This window comes from Mesotoga prima MesG1.Ag.4.2, from assembly GCF_000147715.2.
Classification (GTDB): domain Bacteria; phylum Thermotogota; class Thermotogae; order Petrotogales; family Kosmotogaceae; genus Mesotoga; species Mesotoga prima.
This window is the reverse complement of record NC_017934.1, coordinates 1,958,954-1,982,883: the sequence shown is the minus strand read 5'-3', so window position 1 is coordinate 1,982,883 and position 23,930 is coordinate 1,958,954. Positions and strand designations below refer to the sequence as shown.

The 23,930-nt window shown below is 46.2% G+C and carries 27 protein-coding genes; 12 read left to right on the top strand and 15 right to left on the bottom strand.

The features are described from left to right. Nucleotides 1-23: 23 nt before the first annotated feature. From THEBA_RS09250 to THEBA_RS09235, 4 genes are all read left to right on the top strand, one after another. Nucleotides 24-401 (top strand): hypothetical protein, encoded by a 378-nt coding sequence (locus THEBA_RS09250; protein WP_014731310.1) that lies wholly within the window; start codon nucleotides 24-26, stop codon nucleotides 399-401. Between the two features lie 139 nt (nucleotides 402-540). Further along, complete coding sequence (locus tag THEBA_RS09245; protein ID WP_014731309.1) at nucleotides 541-1,443, top strand: HD domain-containing phosphohydrolase; 903 nt, start codon at nucleotides 541-543, stop codon at nucleotides 1,441-1,443. Between the two features lie 166 nt (nucleotides 1,444-1,609). Then, a complete protein-coding gene (locus THEBA_RS09240) occupies nucleotides 1,610-2,554 on the top strand; it encodes a pyruvate kinase (protein ID WP_014731308.1) in 945 nt (314 codons plus the stop codon). Beyond that, nucleotides 2,547-4,700 (top strand): Tex family protein, encoded by a 2,154-nt coding sequence (locus THEBA_RS09235; RefSeq protein WP_014731307.1) that lies wholly within the window; start codon nucleotides 2,547-2,549, stop codon nucleotides 4,698-4,700. The genes THEBA_RS09240 and THEBA_RS09235 overlap by 8 nt, the downstream gene beginning before the upstream one ends. A 143-nt stretch (nucleotides 4,701-4,843) precedes the next feature. Here the strand turns inward: THEBA_RS09235 and THEBA_RS09230 are convergent, their stop codons facing one another. Further along, nucleotides 4,844-5,497 (bottom strand): YggS family pyridoxal phosphate-dependent enzyme, encoded by a 654-nt coding sequence (locus tag THEBA_RS09230; RefSeq protein WP_014731306.1) that lies wholly within the window; start codon nucleotides 5,495-5,497, stop codon nucleotides 4,844-4,846. Nucleotides 5,498-5,613: 116 nt separating this feature from the next. Here THEBA_RS09230 and THEBA_RS09225 point away from each other — a divergent pair, with 116 nt between their 5' ends. The 4 genes from THEBA_RS09225 (at nucleotide 5,614) to THEBA_RS09210 (ending at nucleotide 7,882) form a co-directional block, all read left to right on the top strand. Then, a complete protein-coding gene (locus tag THEBA_RS09225) occupies nucleotides 5,614-6,408 on the top strand; it encodes a hypothetical protein (RefSeq protein WP_006488376.1) in 795 nt (264 codons plus the stop codon). A 72-nt stretch (nucleotides 6,409-6,480) separates the two neighbouring features. Then, nucleotides 6,481-7,101, top strand: a complete 621-nt coding sequence (locus THEBA_RS09220; RefSeq protein ID WP_006488378.1) for a hypothetical protein — start codon at nucleotides 6,481-6,483, stop codon at nucleotides 7,099-7,101. A 12-nt stretch (nucleotides 7,102-7,113) separates the two neighbouring features. Then, nucleotides 7,114-7,500, top strand: a complete 387-nt coding sequence (locus THEBA_RS09215; RefSeq protein WP_006488381.1) for a hypothetical protein — start codon at nucleotides 7,114-7,116, stop codon at nucleotides 7,498-7,500. Then, on the top strand, nucleotides 7,472-7,882 hold the full coding sequence (locus THEBA_RS09210; RefSeq protein WP_236609134.1) for a hypothetical protein: 411 nt from the start codon (nucleotides 7,472-7,474) through the stop codon (nucleotides 7,880-7,882). The genes THEBA_RS09215 and THEBA_RS09210 overlap by 29 nt, the downstream gene beginning before the upstream one ends. Nucleotides 7,883-7,989: 107 nt before the next feature. On the opposite strand, the gene THEBA_RS09205 is transcribed toward THEBA_RS09210, so the two are convergent. The 12 genes from THEBA_RS09205 to THEBA_RS09150 form a co-directional block, all read right to left on the bottom strand. Continuing rightward, nucleotides 7,990-8,757, bottom strand: a complete 768-nt coding sequence (locus THEBA_RS09205; RefSeq protein ID WP_014731305.1) for a prephenate dehydrogenase — start codon at nucleotides 8,755-8,757, stop codon at nucleotides 7,990-7,992. Further along, nucleotides 8,754-9,113, bottom strand: coding sequence for a chorismate mutase (aroH, locus tag THEBA_RS09200; protein WP_006488387.1), 360 nt, complete (start codon nucleotides 9,111-9,113; stop codon nucleotides 8,754-8,756). The genes THEBA_RS09205 and aroH overlap by 4 nt, the downstream gene beginning before the upstream one ends. Further along, entirely contained in the window at nucleotides 9,110-9,562 is a 453-nt protein-coding gene (gene aroQ, locus THEBA_RS09195) for a type II 3-dehydroquinate dehydratase (RefSeq protein WP_006488389.1), read from the bottom strand. The genes aroH and aroQ overlap by 4 nt, the downstream gene beginning before the upstream one ends. Then, the gene (gene aroB / locus THEBA_RS09190; protein WP_014731304.1) at nucleotides 9,559-11,046 is read right to left on the bottom strand and encodes a bifunctional shikimate kinase AroK/3-dehydroquinate synthase AroB; all 1,488 of its coding nucleotides are present in this window, start codon (nucleotides 11,044-11,046) and stop codon (nucleotides 9,559-9,561) included. The genes aroQ and aroB overlap by 4 nt, the downstream gene beginning before the upstream one ends. Continuing rightward, nucleotides 10,994-12,121 carry a chorismate synthase gene (gene aroC, locus THEBA_RS09185; RefSeq protein ID WP_014731303.1) on the bottom strand — a complete coding sequence of 376 codons (1,128 nt, stop codon included), beginning with the start codon at nucleotides 12,119-12,121 and terminating at the stop codon, nucleotides 10,994-10,996. The genes aroB and aroC overlap by 53 nt, the downstream gene beginning before the upstream one ends. Next, the gene (locus THEBA_RS09180) at nucleotides 12,118-12,900 is read right to left on the bottom strand and encodes a shikimate dehydrogenase family protein (protein ID WP_014731302.1); all 783 of its coding nucleotides are present in this window, start codon (nucleotides 12,898-12,900) and stop codon (nucleotides 12,118-12,120) included. The genes aroC and THEBA_RS09180 overlap by 4 nt, the downstream gene beginning before the upstream one ends. Beyond that, the gene (gene aroA / locus THEBA_RS09175; RefSeq protein ID WP_014731301.1) at nucleotides 12,897-14,156 is read right to left on the bottom strand and encodes a 3-phosphoshikimate 1-carboxyvinyltransferase; all 1,260 of its coding nucleotides are present in this window, start codon (nucleotides 14,154-14,156) and stop codon (nucleotides 12,897-12,899) included. Before aroA ends, THEBA_RS09180 begins: the two co-directional genes overlap by 4 nt. A gap of 17 nt (nucleotides 14,157-14,173) precedes the next feature. After that, nucleotides 14,174-15,190 carry a 3-deoxy-7-phosphoheptulonate synthase gene (aroF, locus tag THEBA_RS09170; protein WP_006488399.1) on the bottom strand — a complete coding sequence of 339 codons (1,017 nt, stop codon included), beginning with the start codon at nucleotides 15,188-15,190 and terminating at the stop codon, nucleotides 14,174-14,176. A 361-nt stretch (nucleotides 15,191-15,551) separates the two neighbouring features. Further along, nucleotides 15,552-16,268, bottom strand: a complete 717-nt coding sequence (locus tag THEBA_RS09165) for a GNAT family N-acetyltransferase (protein WP_014731299.1) — start codon at nucleotides 16,266-16,268, stop codon at nucleotides 15,552-15,554. Nucleotides 16,269-16,354: 86 nt separating this feature from the next. Then, nucleotides 16,355-16,711 carry a DUF4345 family protein gene (locus tag THEBA_RS09160; protein ID WP_006488403.1) on the bottom strand — a complete coding sequence of 119 codons (357 nt, stop codon included), beginning with the start codon at nucleotides 16,709-16,711 and terminating at the stop codon, nucleotides 16,355-16,357. 50 nt (nucleotides 16,712-16,761) lie between these two features. Beyond that, a complete protein-coding gene (locus THEBA_RS09155) occupies nucleotides 16,762-17,373 on the bottom strand; it encodes a TMEM175 family protein (protein WP_014731298.1) in 612 nt (203 codons plus the stop codon). 12 nt (nucleotides 17,374-17,385) lie between these two features. Further along, nucleotides 17,386-18,012 carry an NAD(P)-dependent oxidoreductase gene (locus tag THEBA_RS09150; RefSeq protein WP_006488410.1) on the bottom strand — a complete coding sequence of 209 codons (627 nt, stop codon included), beginning with the start codon at nucleotides 18,010-18,012 and terminating at the stop codon, nucleotides 17,386-17,388. A gap of 277 nt (nucleotides 18,013-18,289) precedes the next feature. Between THEBA_RS09150 and THEBA_RS09145 the strand changes: the two genes are divergently transcribed. The 3 genes from THEBA_RS09145 (at nucleotide 18,290) to gpmA (ending at nucleotide 20,387) form a co-directional block, all read left to right on the top strand. Further along, complete coding sequence (locus THEBA_RS09145; protein ID WP_236609133.1) at nucleotides 18,290-18,685, top strand: hypothetical protein; 396 nt, start codon at nucleotides 18,290-18,292, stop codon at nucleotides 18,683-18,685. A 35-nt stretch (nucleotides 18,686-18,720) separates the two neighbouring features. Continuing rightward, nucleotides 18,721-19,542 (top strand): aminoglycoside N(3)-acetyltransferase, encoded by an 822-nt coding sequence (locus THEBA_RS09140; protein ID WP_014731296.1) that lies wholly within the window; start codon nucleotides 18,721-18,723, stop codon nucleotides 19,540-19,542. A gap of 98 nt (nucleotides 19,543-19,640) precedes the next feature. After that, nucleotides 19,641-20,387 carry a 2,3-diphosphoglycerate-dependent phosphoglycerate mutase gene (gpmA, locus tag THEBA_RS09135; RefSeq protein ID WP_006488416.1) on the top strand — a complete coding sequence of 249 codons (747 nt, stop codon included), beginning with the start codon at nucleotides 19,641-19,643 and terminating at the stop codon, nucleotides 20,385-20,387. A gap of 59 nt (nucleotides 20,388-20,446) precedes the next feature. On the opposite strand, the gene THEBA_RS09130 is transcribed toward gpmA, so the two are convergent. Next, nucleotides 20,447-21,793, bottom strand: a complete 1,347-nt coding sequence (locus tag THEBA_RS09130; RefSeq protein WP_006488419.1) for an FAD-dependent oxidoreductase — start codon at nucleotides 21,791-21,793, stop codon at nucleotides 20,447-20,449. A gap of 90 nt (nucleotides 21,794-21,883) precedes the next feature. Here THEBA_RS09130 and THEBA_RS09125 point away from each other — a divergent pair, with 90 nt between their 5' ends. Next, the gene (locus THEBA_RS09125; protein WP_006488421.1) at nucleotides 21,884-23,119 is read left to right on the top strand and encodes a radical SAM protein; all 1,236 of its coding nucleotides are present in this window, start codon (nucleotides 21,884-21,886) and stop codon (nucleotides 23,117-23,119) included. Here the strand turns inward: THEBA_RS09125 and ylqF are convergent. After that, on the bottom strand, nucleotides 23,089-23,925 hold the full coding sequence (gene ylqF, locus THEBA_RS09120; RefSeq protein WP_006488422.1) for a ribosome biogenesis GTPase YlqF: 837 nt from the start codon (nucleotides 23,923-23,925) through the stop codon (nucleotides 23,089-23,091). The genes THEBA_RS09125 and ylqF overlap by 31 nt on opposite strands. Nucleotides 23,926-23,930 lie beyond the last annotated feature (5 nt).

Sequence of the window (23,930 nt, the reverse complement as noted above, 5' to 3'; positions counted from 1 at the left end):
GAAAGAAAAAGGAGGAGATTTGTATGAGAAGAATTCTTGCTTATCTATTAGTACTCCTCTTCGTTGTGTCGTCTGCATCGTCTCTAATCGGTTCTTCATTGGACGTAGCGAAGGAGATAGCGGAATCGGCAAACGAGCGGATCGAATCGCTAATTGAGACCGCCATAGAGAAAGCAGAGTGCTTTACAGAGCGTTTTGAAGAAACCGGTCTTTCTCTGGAGGCCTATGAGAATCTGATCGACGATCTGGGGAACGATCTCGTGAACACGGCTCTACGCATTTCACAAAGTGCCATTGAGAAAATCGAAGAGATCGGTTACAATGCTATTTGTTACTATGTGCCGGTAAAACTCGGTTACAAGATCTTCATGGTCGATCCCATTCTGATAATCGACGACTAGAAGAGCCAAATAAACTAATCGTGCCAGAAATGCCGTAGTCATCTACGGCATTTCTGATTAGCTAAAACCTTCAGAGTATATGTGATACACTGTATTTGAGCATTAACGTATTCTATAGGCTTTATTTTTGGGGGAAGAGATGGAAGGTTTCAAAGTTTGCAAGTCAAGCGAAACCATCGAAACGGTTGCCCAGAAGAATTCTTCGCTCTCTCTGCTGGCTCACGGCGATGGCGTAGAGATTTCGATGTATGAATTGCGCTCCGGAGTTGTCACGTTCCTGGATACATTTTCGGGCGGGGACCTCCTCGAATTCTTCTACATCATAGAGGGAACTATTTCCTGCAATTACTCCGAAAAAGAAGTCAATTTAGGTCCCGGAGATTACTTTTATGCCCATAATCTCAAGTCTCCTGTCGAACTGAAGCCCCAGACTGACGTTAGGTTGCTTCATGTATCTTCAAGGCCGCTGTTCAAATACGTAAGCAATAATATGGGGGTAATGAAGGATATTCTTTCCAAAGTGGAGATTAAGGACTCATACACTCATGGCCACGGAAAGAGAGTGAGAGATGTTTCTCTGGCGATTGCAAGAAAACTTGGTGTTCCTTCAGAGAAACAGGAAGTTATTGCGATGGGAGCTTTGTTCCATGACATTGGAAAGATTGAAATAGACGATTCGATATTGAAGAAACCCTCTCGATTGAGTAGGGAGGAGTTCGAGATAATCAAGCTTCATCCAGTTACTGGTTGCGAGATGGTTAAGGGGAACTTCCTTGAAGAGACCCAGGACATAATAAGGCATCATCACGAGCGACTTGACGGGTCGGGCTATCCAGATGGGCTTAAGGGGAGCGAATTATCTCTGGAGGCTAGAATCGTCGCCGTTGCAGATTCATTTGACGCCATGACTTCAAGGAGACCGTATAGAGAAGCGATGAGCTGCAATGAAGCCCTTCAAGAGCTTAAGTCCAAAGCCGGCTTGCTGTACGATTCCAAAGCCGTCAAGGCTCTTGAGGAATGTATAGACGAGGGCCTAATATAGCTGCAACCGAGCATGAAAATCCTTTCTTTCCCGACTTCTTTCCGCAGAGTAATCGACTAAATAAACATCAGTTCACATACTGGCTGGAAACAAGATGTTTCATCGTTTTGAAAACGCTGAGTTCTCAAATCCCGTTGCTGATATAATCTCTTTAGAGGTGATCTAGATGGGAGAGTTTTCAATCGTTGCCACAATAAATGAACGTAGACTTCTCAAGTCGATTGAAATGTCGGGAGCATCGGCCATACGTTTCAATTCCTCTCACGTTTCTCTTGAAGAGCTTCAAAAATTCATCTCTTACTATGAGGATAACTGTGCTCTTCCTCTGTATATCGATCTACAGGGTGCCAAGCTTCGGCTGTCCAGAAGTCAGCCGATAATGGAAGTGAAGGCTGGTGAACAGGTTGTTCTTGGCTGCCGGTCCTCTCAACTAAGAAGCATAGCGGTTGATCCCAGAACCCTTTCATACCTCTCTCCCGGAATGAGGGTCTCAATAGAAGACGGTAGGATTGAACTGCAGGTACTCAAACTCGAGGCAGATTTTGCAAGAGCTATGGTTCTGAGAGGCGGCGTTATTCGACCGGCCAAAGGTATGAATATCTCTCCCCATCCGATAAACCAGATAGAACTCTCCTCGAGAGATTCTGACATCGTGCTTGCCACAAGGAAGTACGGCTTCGTTAGATATGCGCTCTCCTTTGTTTCCAGTCCAAGCGAGGTAATCGAACTGAAGGAACTCTCCGGAAGAGAAGTAGCTTCCAAGATCGAAAGAGAGCTGCCGTTTTCCAGAATAGAGGAAATCTCGGCTTCAAGTGACGAGATCTGGTTCTGTAGAGGTGACCTCGGAGCCCAACTAGGGGCGAGAGGCCTCGTAGATTTCTATGCATTCTTCTCGGATAATCTCCGTAAACTCTACAAACCTGTGCTCATGGCTGGTGAAGTTCTTGAACACATGGTAGATGCACCCTTCGCTACCAGGAGTGAGCTTTGTCATCTAAAGGACATTCAAAGGCGAGGATTCGCGGGAGTGGTTCTCTCAAACGAAACGGCTTACGGTTCCTTCCCGATAGAGACCATAAAGACGGTTCTGGAGGTCACATCGGATGAATGAAATTGTTACAGACATTGCTAACTCGCTCTCTCTACCGAGATGGAAAGTGGAAAGTGCCGTTGAACTGCTGGAAGAAGGAAAGACTATACCATTCATTGCCAGATACAGAAAGGAAAAGACCGGTGAATTGAACGAGATACAGTTAAGAGAAATCTCCGATGCACTTGAATACGCAAAGAAGCTTCGTTCCAGAAAAGAAGAAGTTCTCAGAATCATAGAAGAAAAGGGCAAACTCACTGAGGAACTGAAAGCCGCCATCAATGATGCAAAAAACCTTCAGCTGGTTGAGGATTTATACCTTCCCTTCAAATCGAAGAAGAAAACCAGAGCGGACAAAGCGAGGGAAAAGGGGCTACAACCGCTGGCAGATTTCCTGAAGACATCAAGGATCAAGGACGAAACCTTTATCGTTACTTTTGTCAATACCGAACAGGAGATATTTCAGATAGAAGAGGCTCTAGAAGGAGCCAGGGATATTCTCGCCGAAGAGTTCTCCCTGGAGATATCCGTGAGGGAAAGGCTGAGAAATCAACTTAAGGAAAAAGGGACAATCAGAAGCTCTCATTCAGATAAGCAGGACGAACGCGAGGTTTACAGGGACTACTACGATTTCTCTCAACCGATCTCTAGACTGGCCGCTCACCAGATTATGGCTCTTTTCAGGGGAGAACGGGAGGAGATTCTCTCGTTGAAGCTGGAGTTGCCCTTCGATATTCTGCCTTCTCTGAGAGACTCGATAGGGTGGAAAGAGTATCTTGCCTACTATGAAGAACTGGTAGAGGCTTCGTCGGATTCTTACTCTAGATTGCTCATGCCTTCTATTGAACGAGAAGTGAGAAACATGATAAGAGAGGAGGCTGAGGGAAGGGCGATCCATGTTTTCGCCAGAAATCTCAGGCATCTCTTCCTCCAGCCTCCTCTCGGGGAAAAAGTCGTAATGGGTATCGACCCGGGTTACAGGACAGGATGCAAAGTGGCGGTAATTGGAAAGGACGGCTCTCTTCTCTATCATGATGTGATATATCCGACCCCACCTCAGAACGACTACATAAACTCTTCGATGAAAGTGGTTCAGGCCATAAAAACCTTAGAGGTTGAACTCATATCTATCGGCAACGGTACAGGTTCCAGGGAAACAGAGGTCTTTGTAAGCAGACTGATAAAGGAGCACAAACTTCCGGTCAAATATATGATTGTAACGGAGTCGGGCGCTTCGGTCTACTCGGCCTCAAAAGTTGCGATTGAGGAGTTCCCGAACGAAGACGTAACCACAAGAGGAGCGATCTCGATTGCGCGGAGGGTTCAGGACCCGATGGCCGAATACGTGAAAATCCCTCCGGAGGCTATTGGTGTCGGCATGTACCAGCACGATGTAAATCAGTCGGAATTGAAGAAGACGCTCGATAGAGAGGTCGAATCCGTTGTGAATCTAGTAGGCGTCAGTCTAAACACCGCATCGGAACATTTACTCAAATACATATCTGGATTGAACTCAAGAGCGGCCTTGAACATTGTAAAACACAGGGCGGAAAACGGAGGGTTCAGGAACAGAAAGGAACTGCTGAAGGTCTCCGGTCTAGGCCCAAAGGCCTTCGAGCAGGCGGCCGGTTTCTGTAGAATCATCAATGGATCAGAGGCTCTCGATGGGACTTCCGTTCATCCCGAAAGTTATGAGATTGCCAGGGTTATCCTCAAGAGCGCTGGCTTCAACCCTGAGGAGTTGTTCACGAGGAAAGAAGAAGTCTCGGCAAAACTCGACGGGATCGATCTCGACGCTTTTTCTAAGGATAAGGGATTCAATCCGATAACCGTGAGAGAAGTTGTAGGCATGCTGAAAAAGCCGGGTTTGGACCCCAGGGAGGAACTCGAAAAACCGATCCTTAGAACGGATGTCCTTTCAATGGAAGACCTGTCCACGGGGATGGAACTGGAGGGGACTGTTCGAAATGTCGTAGATTTCGGAGCCTTTGTTGACATAGGGGTCAAGCAGGATGGGCTTATTCACAAGAGCAAGATGGGAAGAAGGGTTAGAGACCCTCTCGAGGTACTGAGCGTGGGCCAGATTGTGAAGGTAAGGGTCCTAGAAGTCGACACGAAGAGAATGAGGATAGGACTTGAACTTCTCTCAAATGCCAGCAGCACTTGATCTTCATAGGCTGAAGACTTTGTGAAGCCCTTTGTTCGCATCTAATCTTTCTAGGCATTGAACCTCTGAATCTCGAAAGAAATCCCGCGAAAGATTGACCCCGTTGACTCCCTATCGCAACCGAGATCAGCTGGCCAGAATCATTATTGTCGCTCTCCGAAGATAATCGTTCCCAGTCTAACCATATTTGAACCCTCTTCGATCGCTACCCTGTAGGAATTGGACATTCCCATCGACAGGTACTTCATCTCGACTCCTTCGATCTTCTCTTTTGAGATCTCTTCGAAAAGTCTTCTCGTAAGCCTCAAACTAGGTCTTATCTCTTCAGGATCCTCTGTGAAAGGCCCCATAGTCATTAGACCGACCACCGCAATATTCTTGAGCGGTGAGATTTCGGTTATCAGCTGTAGAACATTTTCCGGCAAGACACCGGCCTTGTTCTCCTCCTTGCCGCTGTTAACTTCGACCATGACCGGCATCTTCTTACTAAGGTATGAACATCTCTTGTCTATCTCCTCTGCGAGCTTGAATGAATCTACGGTCTGAATTATATCGAATATCTCTATGGCCCTCTTCACTTTGTTTCTCTGTAAGTGCCCAATACAATGCCATCTAGCTTTGTTGCCTATGGCTTCGAACTTTCCTTCTGCCTCCTGAACGTAGTTCTCACCGACATCTTTCAAGCCACTTTCCAGAATCTCCAAAATTTCTGAAGCGGTTCTCGTTTTCGATGCAGCTACAATTGTAACATAATCAGGTATTTCACTTCTCAGCCTTTTCACATTCTCAGCAATCATCTTCGGACCCCCTTTTAGTAAATTATATTGCATCGAATCCCATTGTGTTTGAGCTAAGACGAAAGTCGTGATATTATTCAAATTGCCGGGGTGAATACTCAGTAGGAGATGGTGTTATGAGTAAGGGCATCGCATGGTTATTGGTTGTATTGATTTCGGCGGCTGCAATCGTTAATCTCGCAACAACAGTTATTACATCAAACAAACTCTTGGAAGAGATTTCGACAGTTCGCACCGACCTTTTCACTCTCAAATCGAGAGTTGCCTCTCTCGATACAGTTGTAACCGATATTCGAAACCGAATCGAGCAATCCGGTGATTTTGTCAAATCGGTTCACTTCACCAGATCTTCGACAACTCTTGAAAAAGTAGCACTCAAGGCCTCAGTTACTCTTTCTGAATTCACTGAAGGAAGTCAGTTGTTTCTCAATATAATCGATGAAGATGCAGAGGTTCGTTCTTATGAGCTCAAATCAGAGAACGGTGTCTTTACTGCCATGATCGAGCTCTTGCCTGATGAAACATATCACGGTCAGGTTAGAGTTATAGATGGAAACAAAGAGACATTGAGCAACGAATTTGCCATTCCTCACGATCTTTACAACGTTCAGCGCTATCAACTGCTTGGACATGCCTGGCTTCTTGAAACGGACAAGATCCACTACTCATTTGATCTCTACACGCACTATTGCAAAGATGAAGAGCTTAGAATTTCTGAAGCGGCAATAAAGGTTGTCGAAGGACAGGATACGAGAGAGACTCTCTTTCTACCGTTAGGCAATTCGCAGGAATTAGCAAAAACTGTCTATTATGAGGCCGATAGAGACGCATCACCAACTTTTGTAGCAGAAATAACCTATGGCTTTGGAGAGTCGAAGACTGAAGAGGTGAAGATAAATTACCATTTCTGACAATTAGAGTCAAGACTTTTGTTTGATAATCTTCCCTGCTTGGATACAATCTCAATATAGTAGGTGAGTAGATTGCAAAGACGAGAATGGCTTGAAAGATATAGAAATGATGTACTTGAGCAAACCTGTACCGGTTTAGAAATAGACAAGTCGCAACTGCAGGACTTTATTCTTAGGATGACTGGCTTTCTTGAAGAGTCGAACATTATCGCCGATTTTGGCTGTCATGCACAGGACTTCTGGCCCTTGTTGAGAGAAATGAAACTGAGAGTTGTGGGCGTTTCCTGCAGTAAGGCTATAAAACAGACGCAGGGAATCCGAGTCATGAACATTGGGTTTTCAGACTTTAATTTTCTCGGTATCTTTGAGGGGTTTGTCGCCTCAGGAATACTTCAAAACCTCCACCCCGAATTATGGTCAAAAACGCTTCTAAGGATCGCTCGATCCGTTAAGACCAGCGGTGTAGGACTCTTGGTAACCGGTATAGGCAATGAAAAAGAGTCAAAAAAGAGATGCGAGACTCTTAAGAAGAGCGGCCTTCCCGTCGTCATTGGCGAGTATATAGATGACGACGGGAACTACAATTTCAGACCCTTGAAGAGTTGGTACGATCAATGGCTTAAAAACGCAGGCTTCTACGTTTTAAGAGAAGAGATGATCCGGGATACTGTCTACTCGCTCATAAAGAAATAGAGAAGATCTTCCATGTCTTGCAAAGAGATCAGGGCTTACTGTTTTGGAGACCAGTGCCCCTGGAATTCAGTGGCTCTTGAACAGGCAAGAAAAGCTGCCGACTCTCTCGGCTTGAATTTTGTAAAATTCGATCTCTCGGGAACTATTTCCGATCTTCCCTTATTTTTCCCCTTTACTTTGATTTACAGTGATCTAAAGATCGCCGGTCCAGTTTCTTCTGACTTTATTGTTGACGTACTCGAAGGGCGAAAGACGGTTAGACCTTTCGGGGATGCAAAGAGAAGACCCGCGAAAAACTGTGATCGGATTGAAACACTTTCAAGGGAGTCGTTGAGGGATGCGTGCCTTGTGTGCACTAATGGAACGGGAAATGGCTCCGAAAAAAATCGGCTGGTATGAAGGTTTTAACGGTAGAGACAGCCTATTCGGCTTCGTTTCTTATGCCGAAGAGATACCTGTAGCTTTCTTTGAAGTCATGCCCTCGCTTCTTTCTCCATACTCGATCCCGAAATCCCTTTCAACCGCGCTCATCTCGTGTATCTACAATTCACATGACTCCACATACGATTATCGTTCCGAGCTTATTCAGCTTTCCGTTGAAGAGTGCAGAAAACGCGGTTTCGGCAGTGTAGAAGCTCTATCTGGGAAGAAAAGCTCATTTTCGAACGGGCTGGCAAGCTTTTTCCTTCAAAACGGATTCGAAGACCTGGAAACTGTCGATAGCTCCGTAATAATGTTCTCCGGAAGAGACGATATTGATCTCCTGATAAGAAACCTGTGATTATCCGATGTTTCAGAGAAACTATGCGGGAGTTCGAGTACATCAAGAAACCAACGAGACCGTATCATATATCTCCAGACACCTCTTTTCAGAAAAACTCTTCGTTCCTAATATCCCGATATCAGTTCTTCAAGCTTACTGAGATCCCCCTCCTCGATTGCAGTTCTTATGTCATGGAGATAACTCTCCGCTTCCTCAAGCGACGAGGCGATATTCCTGCCATTGAATCTCGCCATATCGAGAACCATATCCATGTTCTGTCTTCCAAGCCTTGAGGTCGAAGCGTAACCGGGTCCGGAATACTTCTCAAAATCACCACCCAGTCTCAGAAGAGTTCTCGAAAGAAAATAGGCTGTCTGGCTTATTCTACCGACTATATAATCGTGCCTCTCTGGCGGGAGGTATTCGGGAGAAGACCCCAGTTCAGATACCACCATCAGCACAAGGCCAAGGTCCTCTCCGGTTGCGAACTCTCCCGGAGAAAACAGGAATACGCGGCCATCGAACATAGATTCGTCCCAGCCGGCCGGACCCTTGTGTACGTTGCCGGCCATGGGATGGCCGCTTATCAATCTTATCTTCCTGAGTCTAGCTATCTCCTGGAAGGGTTGCATTACGCTCGCAACATCAAATGCCGGGCCGGTGAAATCGGCCGACAGTAGCAGCTCCTCTTCGGAGTTCATTGGTAGTGCGATAACGGTCAGGTCCCCTGGCGTAAAGGCATCTGAAGATACTTCAATGCTCGGATCCTTCTTCCTAAGCATCTCTGTTGTCACAACATTCTGGTCAAAGATCGAAACCCTATGGCCGCGCTTCGAAAGCCTCAATGCAATCGATCCCCCGATCGAACCGGCTCCTATTATGTGGACCTTCATGCCTTCGAATCTCCTGCCTGCACCTTGTCGGGCCGGAGATTTTTAGCTCGTCGCAGATAAACGAAATTCTTCGTCTCCGACTCACAGTGGAGAAGCACTCTGATAATCCCCCCGGGAGAGTTTTCAAAGGAGGCTTCATATAGGCACAGAAGCGCAACATCGCTTTGATTGAACACTTTTCTGAAAGCAGTCGCTGGATTGTATGAAGTTATGTCATTAGTTACGGTAAATATCACGGAGTGCAGTTCGGTGATCTTATTCCTGCTGAATATCTCCTCCATGAGTTCAATCACGGAGTTTCTTATCTCTTCAGGGCAATCTGCTTCAATAGATGTTGCTCCCCTTATAGCTTTCACTCTGTCGCCTCCCGATCTGTTAACGATTTAAGATGTGAAACTGCATATTCTATCGCAAGCAAGTATCCATTCAGTCCAAGTCCTGCGATCGTTCCGCTGCATACCGGAGAGATAACCGACTTGCTTCTGAACTCTTCTCTGGCGAAGATGTTTGAGATGTGGACTTCGATTTTGATCCCTCTAAACAATTCAAGCGCGTCTCTTAGCGAGTAGCTGTAATGAGTTAGTGCACCTGCATTTATAACGATCGCATCATAGTCAATGTTATGAATCCTCTCTATAAGATCTCCTTCGTGATTGGACTGGAACAATTCACTTGAAGCCCCGCTTTCCAGGCACTTTCTTTCGATGGCTTCACTAAGTTCGCTGTATGTGAAGCTACCATACAGACTTTTTTCTCTCATCCCAAGCATATTGAGGTTTGGCCCGTTCAATATAAGTATTTTCATACGACCACGGCCAATAGATCATCTAGTCTCACCTTTGCAAATTCAAAGGAACCTGGCTTCCTTACGAGAGGAATCTCTATCTCCATGCTCTCCGAGGTCGTTGCCTTCTTATCATTTCTAAGTAATCTTAGAGCATCTTCGACAGGTAGCTGTGGGAAATCAAGACCGACGATTTCGGATAGCGTTTCCGAGACTTCTCTGTACATTTCCTCATCTATAAGGCCTAGATTTGCGAAGTAGTGCATCTCTCTTTCCAGCCCCCACGCCACCGCCATGCCGTGCGAAACTCCGGCTAATGGCTCGTAGAGATGCCCCAGTGTGTGGCCAAGATTCAGAATCCTTCTCATTCCTGTTTCACGCGTATCAATCGCCACTATTCTATCCTTCTGCCTTACGGCTTCTTCCAACATCTCACTCAGGGCTCTCAGATTCCTATTCTTCAGGTCTCTGCATCGGCTCTTGAAATTCTCATACCATCGGCCCGTGATAAGGAATATCTTGAAGGCCTCTACCAGGCCTTCTTCAAACCGTCCTTCGTCCATCGAAAGCGTTACTACTGGATCTATGATTGTCTCATAGGGCATATAGAAGTTGCCGACAACATTCTTGCATCCTTCGAAATTCAGCCCATTCTTCCCGCCTATTGAAGCATCTACTTGAGCAAGAAGAGTCGTTGGATATAGGGTTATTGGAACACCTCTCTTAAATGTCGAGGAAGCGAATCCAACGAGATCCGTTACGGTTCCTCCACCTGCACCGACCACCATGTCACTTCTAGAAACTCCTCGATCCATTAGATATTCATAGATTTGAAAAAGTGTATGAAATCCCTTTGCTTCTTCACCGTCATCTATGGAAAAAGCCGAAGAGGGAATCCATTCGGAAAAGATCCTTTGAACCCTTTTTGAGACTACCGTGTTCGGCATCCTACCTATAGATTTGAACCCACCCGGGGATATTGAGACAGGGTGAGAACTGCTATTAAGTGTCTTTCTTTCACCGGCGGCGATTTTCATAGATATCGCTGCAACGGTCTCCCACTGTGTTTGACTCGAAGTATCAACGGAAGGAAACTGCTCATAGAGCTCCCTTCGTTCTTCCCAAATCCTGAAAATGCTTTCCTTCCCTTCCCTCAGTAGAGGGCGACCCTTCACACTTACCCTTCTGTATAGATCGGCTGGAGGAAGTCTGAGATAGATGGAATTCTCTCCCTTTAATGTCTGACGGTTCTCATTATCCAGTATTACACCCCCTCCCGTCGATACGACAATCTCGTCGCTCCGGACTAGCTCTTTCAGAAGGTTCTTCTCCAGTCTTCTGAATTCTTTCTCACCCTCTTTCTCAAAAATCTCACTTATGCTCATCCCCTTAGCCCTTTCGATCTCCGAATCCATATCTATGAATTTTTTGTCGAGAACCGAAGAGAGGATTCTACCTATCGTGCTCTTCCCCGAACCCATCATTCCAATGAGGAATACTCTCATCCTTCACCCTCCTTTTTATCGAGCAGAAATCACCATTTCCAAATCTTTCGAGAATCGCCTCAAGTAACAAGAGCGCAAGCATAGACTCTCCTACGATTGCAGCCGCCGGAACGGCTGTAGTGTCGGAACGAACGTAAGGAGTCTTTGTCTCATTCAAGTCGCTCAAGTCAACGGAAGAGATTCCCCTCCTCAACGAAGGGATCGGCTTCACGCTTGCCTCAACAACGATTCGTTCGCCGTTTGATATCCCACCCTCGATACCGCCGGCGTTATTCGTCTGCCTGAAAACTATCCCGTCTTTGATGTAAAGCTTATCGTGGTATTCGCCTCCTCGAAGGCTCACATCGGGATTTCCAATGAATATACCCTTAACTGAGGGAATCGCCATGAAGTGTTTCCCGATTCTCGAATCAAGTCTTTCAAAGAGACTGCCGTATCCTCCGGTCCCCGCCGGTATTCCATCGGCGATTACAACAAATCTCCCCCCAAGTGTTTCGCCAAGTTCGTTTGCCGTATCAATCTCCTTCAACATTTCCCGGTAGGCGATTTCGTCGTGGCAAAACACCGGAGATCCACAATTCCTCGAAATCCATTCTGTCCCTGTGGGACGTTCACAGCTGACCTTTCCGATCGCTATGACTGAGCTGCACAAGGTAATTCCAAGCTCTTGAAGAATCTGAGACGCGACTGAGCCGATCGCAGTAAGGGCTGCAGTCCATCTTGCACTGCTTCGCTCTGCATAAACCGCCAGATCATTCAGTTTGTATCTAGTCCACGCAGCATAATCGGAATGTCCGGGCCTTGGAATGCTTCTCACGCTCTTCTCGGCACTGGAAACCTTGTTCTCTATCTCAATCAAAAGAGGGGCACCAGTCGTAAGATCCTTCCAAAGACCCGACTTCACGATTGCCCTATCCTCTTCGCCCTTCATCCTCTGTCCCCTGCCATAGCCCTTCTGCCTTCGTTGAAGCTGTCTATCTATCTTTTCGATCGAAAGAGAGACACCAGACGGCAACTCCTCGATAACCCCGAAGACGCCGCTGCCATGAGAGTCTCCGGCTACGGTAAACTTCATCGCACCACTTCCCAGAACGTCTTTTCGAAGACATCGCCTGAAGGCAGACCCCATATTTTGAGATTCTCGAGAGCCTGGTGAAGCAGCATATCTCTTCCGTCAAGAACTGTTTCTACTCCGCAGTTGTGTGAAAGCTCAATCAAAGGCGTTTTCCAGTAGATCAAATCGTAAACGAGGCTCTTACCGACAAGTTCTTTTGAGGTGATACCCGTTTCCTCTCCGTTCATTCCAAGAGAGGAAGCGTTGACTATGCTCATGCTCCTCGAAGCAACCTCTCTGATTGACTCAAATGGAAAGACAGATATTTCAAACCGCCCCAGTATCTCGAACTCTTCTTTGATCTTTTCCGCCCTGGAAAGCGTTCTGTTAAGCAGCTCTATCCTCTTAACGCCCGCTTTCCTCAAGAAGAAAATCACTGCCCTCGCAGCACCCCCTGCTCCAATAATCATTACGGGCTCCTCTATTGATCTCTCGAGCAAAGGCTTGCCGAAACCTACCCAGTCCGTGTTATATCCCCTTCTCTCGAAGACACAGTTTATTGCCGAAAGCGGAGGTTCAACCTGGCTTACCACGTGAGCGATAATCTTCTCCTTGAATGGAATTGTAACGTTGAACCCGTCGAAATGCTCTGCAACTGAAGTTATCTCTTCTGCAAATTCATCTGGAAGAATGTCAACTGCCTCGTAAGTTGCATCGATGCCCATTCTTTCGAAAAACCGTCCGTAAATGGCCGGCGATAAACTGTGGGAAACTGGATGTCCAATTATGCACAACTTCACTGACAAACCTCCTCAAGTGTTTTGAAGAACCCGGGAAAGGAAACATTGACTGCATTCGAGTTAGTTACTTCCACTCCTTCTCTGCTTAGCGGTCCGGCTAATGAGAATAGCATCGCAATCCTGTGATCACCATAAGAGTCGACCTTTCCTCCCGTTATTCTTTGAGGACCTTCCACACTAAAGCCGTCTTCATGTTCAAGGATTTCTACGCCAATTCTTCTGAAGTTCTGAACGGTAACGGATATCCTGTCCGACTCTTTCTTTCTCAGCTCCCCGGCGCCTCTCACAGTCGTTGTACCTTCCGCGAAAACTCCTGCAAGCGCAATCAGTGGGAGTTCATCAATCATTGAAGGAATCAAATCACTTCCGACTTCCACTCCTATAAGACGGGAAGATCTGGCTACGATTGTGCCCACCGGTTCTGGCAAGCTCTCTTCAACCTCCATCTCGATGTCTGCACCCATTTTGATAAGAAGCCTTAAGAACCCGGTCCTACCTTGATTCAGTCCGACTTCTCTAATAGTTACCTTGCCGTTTTCGTGAAGAACCGCCAGAGCTATCGGAAAGGCGGCCGATGAAACGTCCCCGGGAATCGAAAACCGGATCGGTAGAAGCTCGCTCTTTTCTACTTCAACTCTCTTATTACTTACACTGATTTTGGCACCCATTGATCGGAGTAGTCTCTCTGTGTGGTCCCTGCTGCAGTGTGGCTCAGTAACGGCCGTAGTACCTTCCGCTTGAATCCCCGCCAGCAAAATCGCACTCTTGACCTGAGCGCTGGCAACTGAGAGAGAATGCTCAGATCCGCTCAGCTTTCCACCAGTTATACACATTGGAAGAAGTGAATCCTGGCGGGCCGATATGCTTGCCCCCATCTCTTTCAAGGGTCTAACGACTCTCTCCATTGGCCTACCTGACAGAGAATCATCTCCAAAGAGAACGTGAAAACCTTCCTTTCCCGAAAGAACTCCGGCCATCAGTCTAGCGGTAGTCCCGGAATTCCCACAGTCAAGAGGCCTTAACGATTCTTTCCACGACGCCAAAGATATTTCCATTCTGTCGAAGCCGCCTCTGAAGTTCCCTCCAAGTTCGCCGATTATTCTAAACGTCCTCAGAGTGTCTTCGCTTTCAAGCAGGTTGTGGACGACACTAACGCCGCTACTCATAGAGCACATCATTAGAGCCCTGTGAGAAATCGATTTATCCGGAGGTACAGCAATTTCTCCGACAACTTTCTTTGAAGGTAGTAACCTCATCTTTTCCTCCCAACCTATCAAGTGAGCGAAAGCTCTGTGGCATCGGCCAACTGTTCGAGACTATTCATAAGCTTTTCAAATTCGCCGAAACTGAGACTCTGTTTGCTGTCCGAAAGAGCCTTCTCCGGCCTTGGGTGAACCTCTACTTCGATACCATTTGCCCCGACAGCCAGAGCTGCTCTGGAAAGTGGTATTATCAAGTCTCTTCTCCCCGAGGCGTGGCTCGGATCCACGATGACCGGCAGAGGCGATTGCAGCTTTATTAGAGGTACGGCAGAGATGTCTAGCGTGTTCCGCGTGGCCGTCTCAAAGGTTCTGATTCCCCTTTCACAAAGGATTATCGACATGTTTCCCCTCGATGCGATGTACTCTGCTGAAAGGAGAAGCTCTTCGACCGTATTCATGAAGCCCTTCTTCAGAAGAATCGGCTTTCTCTTTTCGGCCACTTTCTGTATAAGCTGAAAGTTCTGCGAGTTTCTCGCGCCAATTTGCAGTATGTCGCTCATTTCACTCACGGCTTCAAGCGTCCCTTCGCCAGTTACTTCGGTCACCGTCTTGAGGCCATAATGATCTGCGGCCTCTCTCAAGTATCTCAAGCCAATCTCTCCGAGACCTTGAAAAGAGTACGGGGAAGTCCTCGGCTTGAAGGCTCCCCCTCTAATTACCCTAACTCCCATTTCCGAAAGAAAGGCTGCGCTCTCTTCCATCATAGGTCGATCTTCAATCGCGCATGGACCGGCCATGACTATGAACTTGCCTTCTCCAACAGACAAATCCCCGATCTCCACTGAGATATCTTCACTGTGAAACTCTCTCGATACGAGCTTGAAAGGCTTAAGAACACGTACAACCTGCTCAACACATTCAAGAGCCTCAAAGCGTTCCACGGACATATATCGGTCGTCTCCAATCACACCTATTACCACTCTTTCCAATCCTCTGGAAACATGACAGCTGAGATTCAGACTCTCAGAAAGAGACTCCACTTGCTTAATCTCCTCTTCGCCGGTACCTCTCTTAAGAACGACTACCATCTCACCACCCCGCATTCCCGTTGAAAAAGAAAAGGGTCTCCGGATTGGAGACCCTTTCATATCTTTCATCCGGAGTAAATGCAAGAAGCACTTACCCGGAGTTAATCACTCACAAGCAAATGCTTCTGTTGTTATAATAATAAGAATATGCATTTATCCAGGAAAACCTGAAGTCTATCATTTACTCAACTCCCCGCTGGTATGAAAGGATTCTACACTTTTGTCTTCTACCGTGTCAAATCCTAAAGCTACAATTCGATCTCTAATTAGAAGAAGTTCTGACTTACAGGTTACAATATCAAGGACAGATGATCACTCACCGGAAGAGCCCCTGTCACTTCTATCTTTCACCCAAGAAAATCTAACCTTTGTATGAGTATTCCTGATCTACAATGTACTCTCTAAACCCCAGAGCGCGAGAAACCTTAAGCGATCCATAGTTCAAGACGTTATGCCTGTACTGAATCAATTTTTTGTTTATGACAGCCCACTCGCTCGCTCTAGAACCAAGAGCCTTGCCCAGACCGAGCTCTCTGAAATCAGGCATCGTAATTATACCGATATCTGCAATTTCATCCCAGACAATTATGCTGGAAACCGCAACGATTTCGTCTTCGTACAGGGCTCCGAAAACGGCAACATGATCAAGCTCTACAAACCCCTCGGCCAGATCCTCCCTGGTGCACTGGTTTCTGAAGCGATAGAATGCCGTTCTGTCCCCTTGATTGAGCCTTCTTACACTGAACTCGGTGGGCGGGTAAAAAGGAACATAATTTGAAGGATTGAGATATTTGATGGAAGTCTTCTTCAAAAGAAGAAACGAGTCTCGAATCAAATCGGCCAAATAATCGCCGGGATTCTCATCCTGGGTTTCTATAGACTTGAAAACATCTTCTAGCAAGGGATCGTATAAGATGACTGTCTGCCTTTCAAAGCTCAGTTGCTCGATCCCGCCCTTTCCTCTCTTGCTCTCATCGGGAAAAAAGAAATACGTTCCAAGAAAAAATCTATCGGATGAAAAACCCAATCGTTTTGACCATGCTTCAAGTATTGCCCTTTTCAGATCTTCCTCTCTCAATTTCTTTTCCTCCATTTCTTCAGTCGAGCTCACAAGGGTAGGGATTCTTTGCATAAAAAAACCGACCTAAGTCGGTTTTTATAAGTTCATACACGAATCACCATAATTAGACCAAAAGCCATTTCAACAAGAAGGATAATTAAATTGGTGAACGTGAATGACTTGTCCACAAACATTGATAAAATCCGCGTTGCCGCGATGAACAAATAAACTATTCCCAGAAAAATGAAGGCAATCGTTGAGCCAAGGAGAATTATTGGAGCCACTCCCAGCCCTATAAAGGTTCCCCCCATAATAGTCTTTACCTCGGTTCTCCCTCTTGAATTGCCGGTCGAAAACTCGGCAAGTTTTGCGTAGGATTCAGGTCTCAATACTATATACACACCGGTTACGGCAGTTAGAACCGCAACTATAAAACGAATAATGGTGAAAGCTATTTCCATCGCCCCCTAGATTATGGATATATTCTAGCAATTATTTATGTTCCGTAGTATTACCTGCGGATAAAGAACACCCTGAAAAATATGACGAGATAGACAAGGTTGCTCCAAACGGGAGTAAACACCGAGACCGCAATACCGAGCAAAGGAACAATTACATGAAAGATGTAGACTTTTCTATAGTAGATTAAATTTGAATCATCTATTGCATCTTCACGGATCAGATCCTTGTTATTCATCAGATACTGCCACTGAACTAGAGCGATTGTCTCAAGTATCAAGATATCTAAGTGGAAGAGCACCTCTGCAAATTCATACTCGCCGTAATCTCCCAAAAGGGATGTAGTGAAAGGAATCGTCGTGACGAAAAAGAGATTGAGCATGTTGAGCCAAAGGTGTTTGTAATCGGTCTTATTGAGAATGTGTGTTCTCCTTATAGTCGAGATCCAGATCGATCCAATAACGAAGAAGGATATGAAGTAGCTCAAAAACTGATAACCCTTGCTCATGATGTTCTGAACAAGTTCGCTTTGGCTCGTGACCTGACTTCTGCTTGGTACTTCGAGTGATAGGACGAGAATAGTCATGGCAATGGCAAAAACACCATCGGTAAGTGCCTCCAGCCTGTTAATACGTATTTCCGAACCGGGGCTTTCTCTTTTCAAGATAACTCCATTCTAATAGGCTATTCCAACTCTCTTCTGAGAGTACTCAGAGGTGAACAACTGTTTGAAGGCAAATTCAGCGACATCCTGAACCGAAATCTTCACTCCATTTTCTGGAAGGAAATCGGCAGAAACCCTGTAACTCTGGTTGCCCTCCGAAAAAGTCATGAATGGAGGACATACGACAACCCAATCCAGTTCAGAAGTCTTGAGGATTTCGAACGCGTCCAGAAATTCTCTTGAAGATTTTTTCAGGTACTGAGGATAGTTGGGAGAATCGAGCCTTAGCTCTCTAGGGGAAAGCTGAAGAATCCCGGAATTCGCGATCGTGACTATCTTGTTTACCTCGGTTTCTCTTGCGCCACTGACAATATTTTTCATAGCTACTGCCAGGGTATCGTTGACACTGCCTGAATTGTCTGGACCGAGGGCACTGATTATGGCATCCTGACCTCTTATTGCGTCCCTTACACTCTGACTGTTGAAGACGTCCCCCTGGAAGATCCTAAGATTCTCTTTTCTTACGGTCAACTTTGAAACGTCTCCAACGAAGACTGTGACTATATGATTTTCGCCTAAGGCCCTATCTAGAATGACCCTCCCCACTCTTCCGGTACCACCAAAGATAATTATCTTCAAGGCAGTTTACCCCCTTTCAACTATCTCTATAACAATAATATAGTCTCTCATGTCCAAAACCAAATGGATATAGTGAATGCGAATCTAATATTTGAAAACGGAAAGCCATTAATTCTAGACATGAGGCTCATAATTATCCTTTCAATTATACATCGACTGAAATCGTCCTAATTAGACGTGATTACAGTCTCAAATTTCTGCTCTATCAGCGGTTCTAAGAACGACATCTCGGATTAATTCGGTTATAATTTATCTAATACAGGCTACTACGGAGGTAATGACTTTGACCCTTATCGATGTAGGTCGTTTTTTTACAATTCTGGGAATAATCGGGCTTGTGATCTTGACACTCTGCCTGGCTGGATTCGACGGCTACGAGAGTAAGACACTCTATGCCAGAGATTCGGGAAACAGCTTTGCCACCGTCTCACTCAGGCCGGGTCAGCAGCTTATAGCGCGAATGGACAAAAAAGTTATGATCGGCAACAACGCATATCTGGTAGTGGAAAGGGACGGGAAAGAAGTCGCCAGTCTCGCCGATGATTGGGAAGAAACGAAAAATGAATTGATCTTTGAAGGCGATGGTGAATACAATCTGAAGGTCATTTTTGAGGACTCTTCCGCAGACAGGAGAAGCGCCGAGATTGAAATAAAATGGTTGATCGCGAAATGATGAAGTTCATTGTGATCGATTTTCGGGAGTAGTAAATGAGTGAAGCAGAAGCAGTGAAGCTGAGCAATAACGGGCCGGTAACTACGAAGAGTCTTATCTCCAGTCTTAAACAACTTGGAGTCAAAAGGGGAATGGTATTGCTAGTACATTCTTCCCTGAGCAGGCTGGGCTGGGTATGTGGCGGTGCTGTTGCCGTAGTAAAGGCACTTGAAACAATTCTAGACGAGGATGGAACTCTTGTTATGCCGGCTCATTCCGGAGATCTAAGCGAGCCATCTAACTGGACAAATCCCCCTGTTCCAGAGAGCTGGTTCGACCCAATTAGAAGGACAATGCCTCCCTTCAACAGGGTCGAAACCCCCACCAGAGGAATGGGTGTAATCCCCGAGACCTTTAGAAAGATGAAGGGTGTTATCAGGAGCGATCACCCCCAGGTTTCTTTCGTTGCGAGAGGCAAGAGAGCCTCTTACATAGTAGATAACCACGAACTGGAGTTTGGAATGGGAGAGGGATCGCCTCTGGCCAGATTGTATGATCTCAATGCTTACATATTGCTCCTGGGGGTGAGCCATCGGAATAACAGCTCTTTACATCTTGCAGAGTACCGCGCCGATTTTCCATCGAGAAAACTTTGCAAAGATGGAGCCCCTATAATTGAAAACGGAAAGAGAGTCTGGAGAGAGTTCATCGACTATGAGCTTGAAACGGAAGACTTTGAAACGATAGGAAAAACTTTCGAAGAAGCCTTCCCAACAACTGTCAATAGGGGAGTGGTTGGATATGGAAAAGCAGTCTTAATTCCCCAAGTAGAACTGGTAGATTTCGCGGTCGAATGGATGACAAAGAACAGGAAATAAGACCGTGAACTATTGAATTTTCTTTCAAAAGATGGACCGATCTACCTCAGTTTGAAGAATAGTTTATAATGTAGGAGATATAAGGAAGGAGGAGAAAGATGACCAAACTCGTACTGGTAAGACACGGAGAAAGCACATGGAACAAAGAGAACCGTTTCACTGGCTGGACCGATGTTGATCTCTCCGAAAAGGGAAGAGAGGAAGCAGAGAATGCGGGGAAGGTGCTGAAGGCCGATGGATACGATTTCGATCTTGCCTACACTTCAGTTCTGAAGAGGGCAATAAGAACCCTTTGGTACATAATGGACGAAATGGATCTCATGTGGATTCCGGTGATCAAGGACTGGAGACTGAACGAGAGACACTATGGAGCCCTCCAGGGCCTTAACAAAGCTGAGACCGCCGCAAAACATGGCGAAGAACAGGTGAAGATCTGGAGGAGGAGCTACGATATTCGGCCGCCTGCGCTCGAAGAGAGTGACGAGAGATTTCCAGGTCACGACCCGAAATACAGGTCTCTTTCAGATGAGGAACTCCCCAGAACCGAATGTCTTAAGGACACAGTGGCAAGATTCCTGCCACTTTGGAAAAATGAGATATCCACACAGATAAAGTCTGGAAAGAAAGTGCTGATAGTAGCCCACGGAAATAGCCTTAGGGCACTTGTCAAGTATCTGGACAATATCCCAGACGAGGAGATCGTAGGATTGAACATTCCGACCGGAATACCTCTAGTCTATGAACTGGATGACGGTCTAAAACCAATAAAGCACTATTATCTGGGCGACCCCGAAGAGATTGCAAAGGCACAACAGGCCGTCGCTAATCAGGGGAAAGCAAAGTGATATCCTTCAACATAAAAAGAAGCTACCCTAAAGGTAGCTTCTTCTATTTGTAGTGTTTCTTATTCCTTTCTCAAATTCATTAGAGCATTTTCAGCCGCTAAAGTTAACGGATAGCTAGTAGGGGCAGCCGTGAGTAGTGGATGGGAACCGATCTGCATCGTGAGGAAATCGTTCACGGTTATTCCTTTCTGCAAACCTAGCCCGATAATATTGATCATCTCTCCGACACTCTTTCCGCCTGCCATCTGGGCTCCAAGAAGAATCCCGCTCTCCTTGGAGAAGACCATCTTGACAAAGATTTCCGACTTGTCGGGAAGCGAACCGGGATGTCTGTCTATTCCCTTTGCAACCCCGACCACGTAATCAAAATTCTCCATCTTTGCTGTACACTCAGTAAGACCTGCAGCAGCGACCGTAAGCCCGGCCACCGAAGTGGAGAACACTCCAAGATTTCCGTGATTCTCCCTTACCATCTTTAGGCTGAAAAGATTCGAACCAGCCACTCTTGCCTCAAAAGCAGCTGTGGAGGCCAGCATCAGTCTACTGGGCTTTCTCGTGAAGAAGCACTTGTGTTCGACGCAGTCACCGGCTGCAAAGACGTCTTGAACACTGGTTCTCATGTATTCATCGGCCCAGATTCCACCGGTTATACCCCTGTGAACGGGGATGTTCTCCAGAAGCTTCACGTTCGGCCTGTACCCTATTGAAAGTATCACCATATCTGCTTCGATCTCTTCACCATTGTCAAGTACGACTCCGGAGACCTTGTCTTCTCCTTTGATCTCACACAGCTTCATACCGGTGCGCAGTTTCATGCCTTTCTTCTCAAGTCTTTCGCTTACCATGGTTCCGAATTCCTTGTCAAAGGCCGCCATCAATATCTGGTCAACGGCCTCGACCAGATAGACTTCTTTGCCGTCGGAGAGGATCTCGTCCGAAACCTCAACTCCTATAAAACCTCCACCAACGACCACTACTTTCTTCGCCGATTTGGCGGCAGCGTATACACTCTTCAGATACTCTCTGTCCTTGGCTATGGTAAAGACACCAGGAAGCTTGCTGCCCTTTATTGGAGGAAATATCGGTTGTGAACCAGTGGCGATAACCAGCTTCTCATATTCGATAGACTCCCCACCGGAGAGCTTAACCATTTTGGAATCAGTGCTGATCTCATCAACTTCATCGAAAATAAAATCGATTCCCAGATCCTCAGCGCCTTTAATAGGCATGGTATTGGCATCTACAGTCGGAAGAGTATGGAATATGTAGGGAATTCCACAGGGGACTACTCCTTCACGTTCCCTTCTAATAACCACAATGCTCTTGTCGGGATAGGTCTTCTTTGCCGTCATCGCCGTGACGATTCCGGCTGGACCTCCTCCCACTATTACTACGTCCTTTTTCATGTAACACCTCCAGATAGGATGAGATATATGCTCAGAACATATATTATATTAACACACTTTACGTACTAGAATGGAGCGGGAGGGCGAAAAATGGGTCTGGCCGAAAGAGTCATGGAACTTGGAAAAAAGCTGTTCAGAATACAAAACGTGGATGGTAGTGGCCCGATGGCCTTCGATTCATCTCCAGGGCTGTATATTCACGTGCCATTTTGCCCGGAGTTTTGCAGCTTCTGCCCCTACAACAAAATCAAATACGACTCTAAACTGACAAACAAATACTTGACGGCTTTGAAGCGCGAATCCGAACTACAGAGAGTTGGACAATTCAGTTCCATATACATAGGGGGCGGGACACCTTCTTATGACCTGGACCTTCTAAAGGGAGTCGTCTCCCATTTCAGGGAAATGACTGATGGCGAAATCGCTCTTGAAATCCACCCGGCAGATGTCTCCAGCAAGAGGCTTGAGGAAATAAGAGAGACTGGCGTTAACTTCGTTAGTCTCGGGATCCAATCCTTCGACGATTTCACTTTGAACTCGATGGGGCGAAGGAGACAGGATTCCGTCGTTTCGCTGAATTCGATAGCCGCGACTACTTCGGCGGGCTTTGACTTTGTTGACGTTGACTTGATCTTCGATTACCAGCTTGAGCGGAGAAGAATCGTAGAGGATCTTGAGACGGCTATTTCTTACGGCCCGGAACAGGTATCAGTCTATCCAATGATGCGTTTCGCAGATACGGCGTACAAAAACACTAAGAACGATCCCGAGAAGGAACTCGAGATTCTGGAAGAACTGGAAAACGTCGCTCTCTCAAAAGGTTATATTAGGGACTCACTCTGGACCTTCAAGAAGAGAAACGAAGGAAGAAAATACAGCTCTGTTTCACGCGAGTTCTTTTTGGGAATTGGCACGAGCGCTTCTTCCTTTAATGGAAAGGAGTTTCGAACCAACACCTTTTCGCTCGATGAATACTACTCATTTCTCGATTCTGGAAAGCTTCCTGTCAGTAAGACAATCAAAATGGTGAAGTTTTCAGCGATTCTCTATTACTCTTTCTGGGCACTTTACGGTGGTCAACTAGATCTCCGCCGTCTTGAAGAACACTTCGGAAGGCTTCCGGTGAGGATGAGATATCTCCTTCACTCCGCAATAGCAAGGGGATATTTCCAAAGAGAGGAGGGCATCGTCAAACCAACCAGAATCGGCACGAGAAAACTGCACATAGTAGAAGAATGGCTGACCTATAGCTTCATCGATCGCATATGGAGCGATTTGAGAAACAAAGCGAGAAATCACTCCATTTCTGGCGAATCACTGGTGTAAAAGCTTTCAGGATCTTCGAAAGAGAGTCTGCCTGCCTTCCCGGCAGCGACCTCCCTGAGAAAAGTGTGGGCTCCTCTGGTAGTGTCGAGCGCCCCCTGTTTGGCAAGATAGTTTCTTCTTCTGCAGAACTTCTCGACAAACTCTTCTTGATTGGAGAATTCCTCACCGAGGTAATCCTCGAGGAGACCTTTCCCATACCTCTCGACAATTAGGGCAAGCACCCTTTCGAAGGCGTCAAGAGGGTCAAACTTCTCGTACGGTAGGGAACCAACCGCAAGAAGCTTCGTAGTTATGTGTGGAGATCGGAGATCTGAATATAGTATCCCCGGCGTGTCGAGAACTGCTATACTCTCCGAGACGTTTATCCACTGGACCCCTCGAGTTATTCCCGGCCTATTTCCAACGGCCAGTGATTTCTTGCCTTTGAGTCTGTTGATAAATGTCGACTTCCCAACGTTTGGCGTTCCTACAACCATGAATCTCTTTTCGTAGAATCTGCTTTTCAATAACGGTACTATTTCTCTTATAATGAACTGCTTTGCGTCGGTCGATCTCAGCGAGGCTTCGACAACGTCACTTCCCTCTGACTTGAAATAGTCTCTCCACATCGAAGTGATCTTCGGATCGGCGAGATCGGATTTGTTTAGAACGACAATGCGCTGTTTCTTTTGAAACAATTTCTCTGCTTCATAGGCTCTGCTCGAAAGAGGGATTCTCGCATCGAGCAGCTCGACTATTCCATCAACCGATTTTATGTAATTCTGAATCTGTCTTTTTGCCTTCTGTATATGTCCCGGATAAAACATCTTAT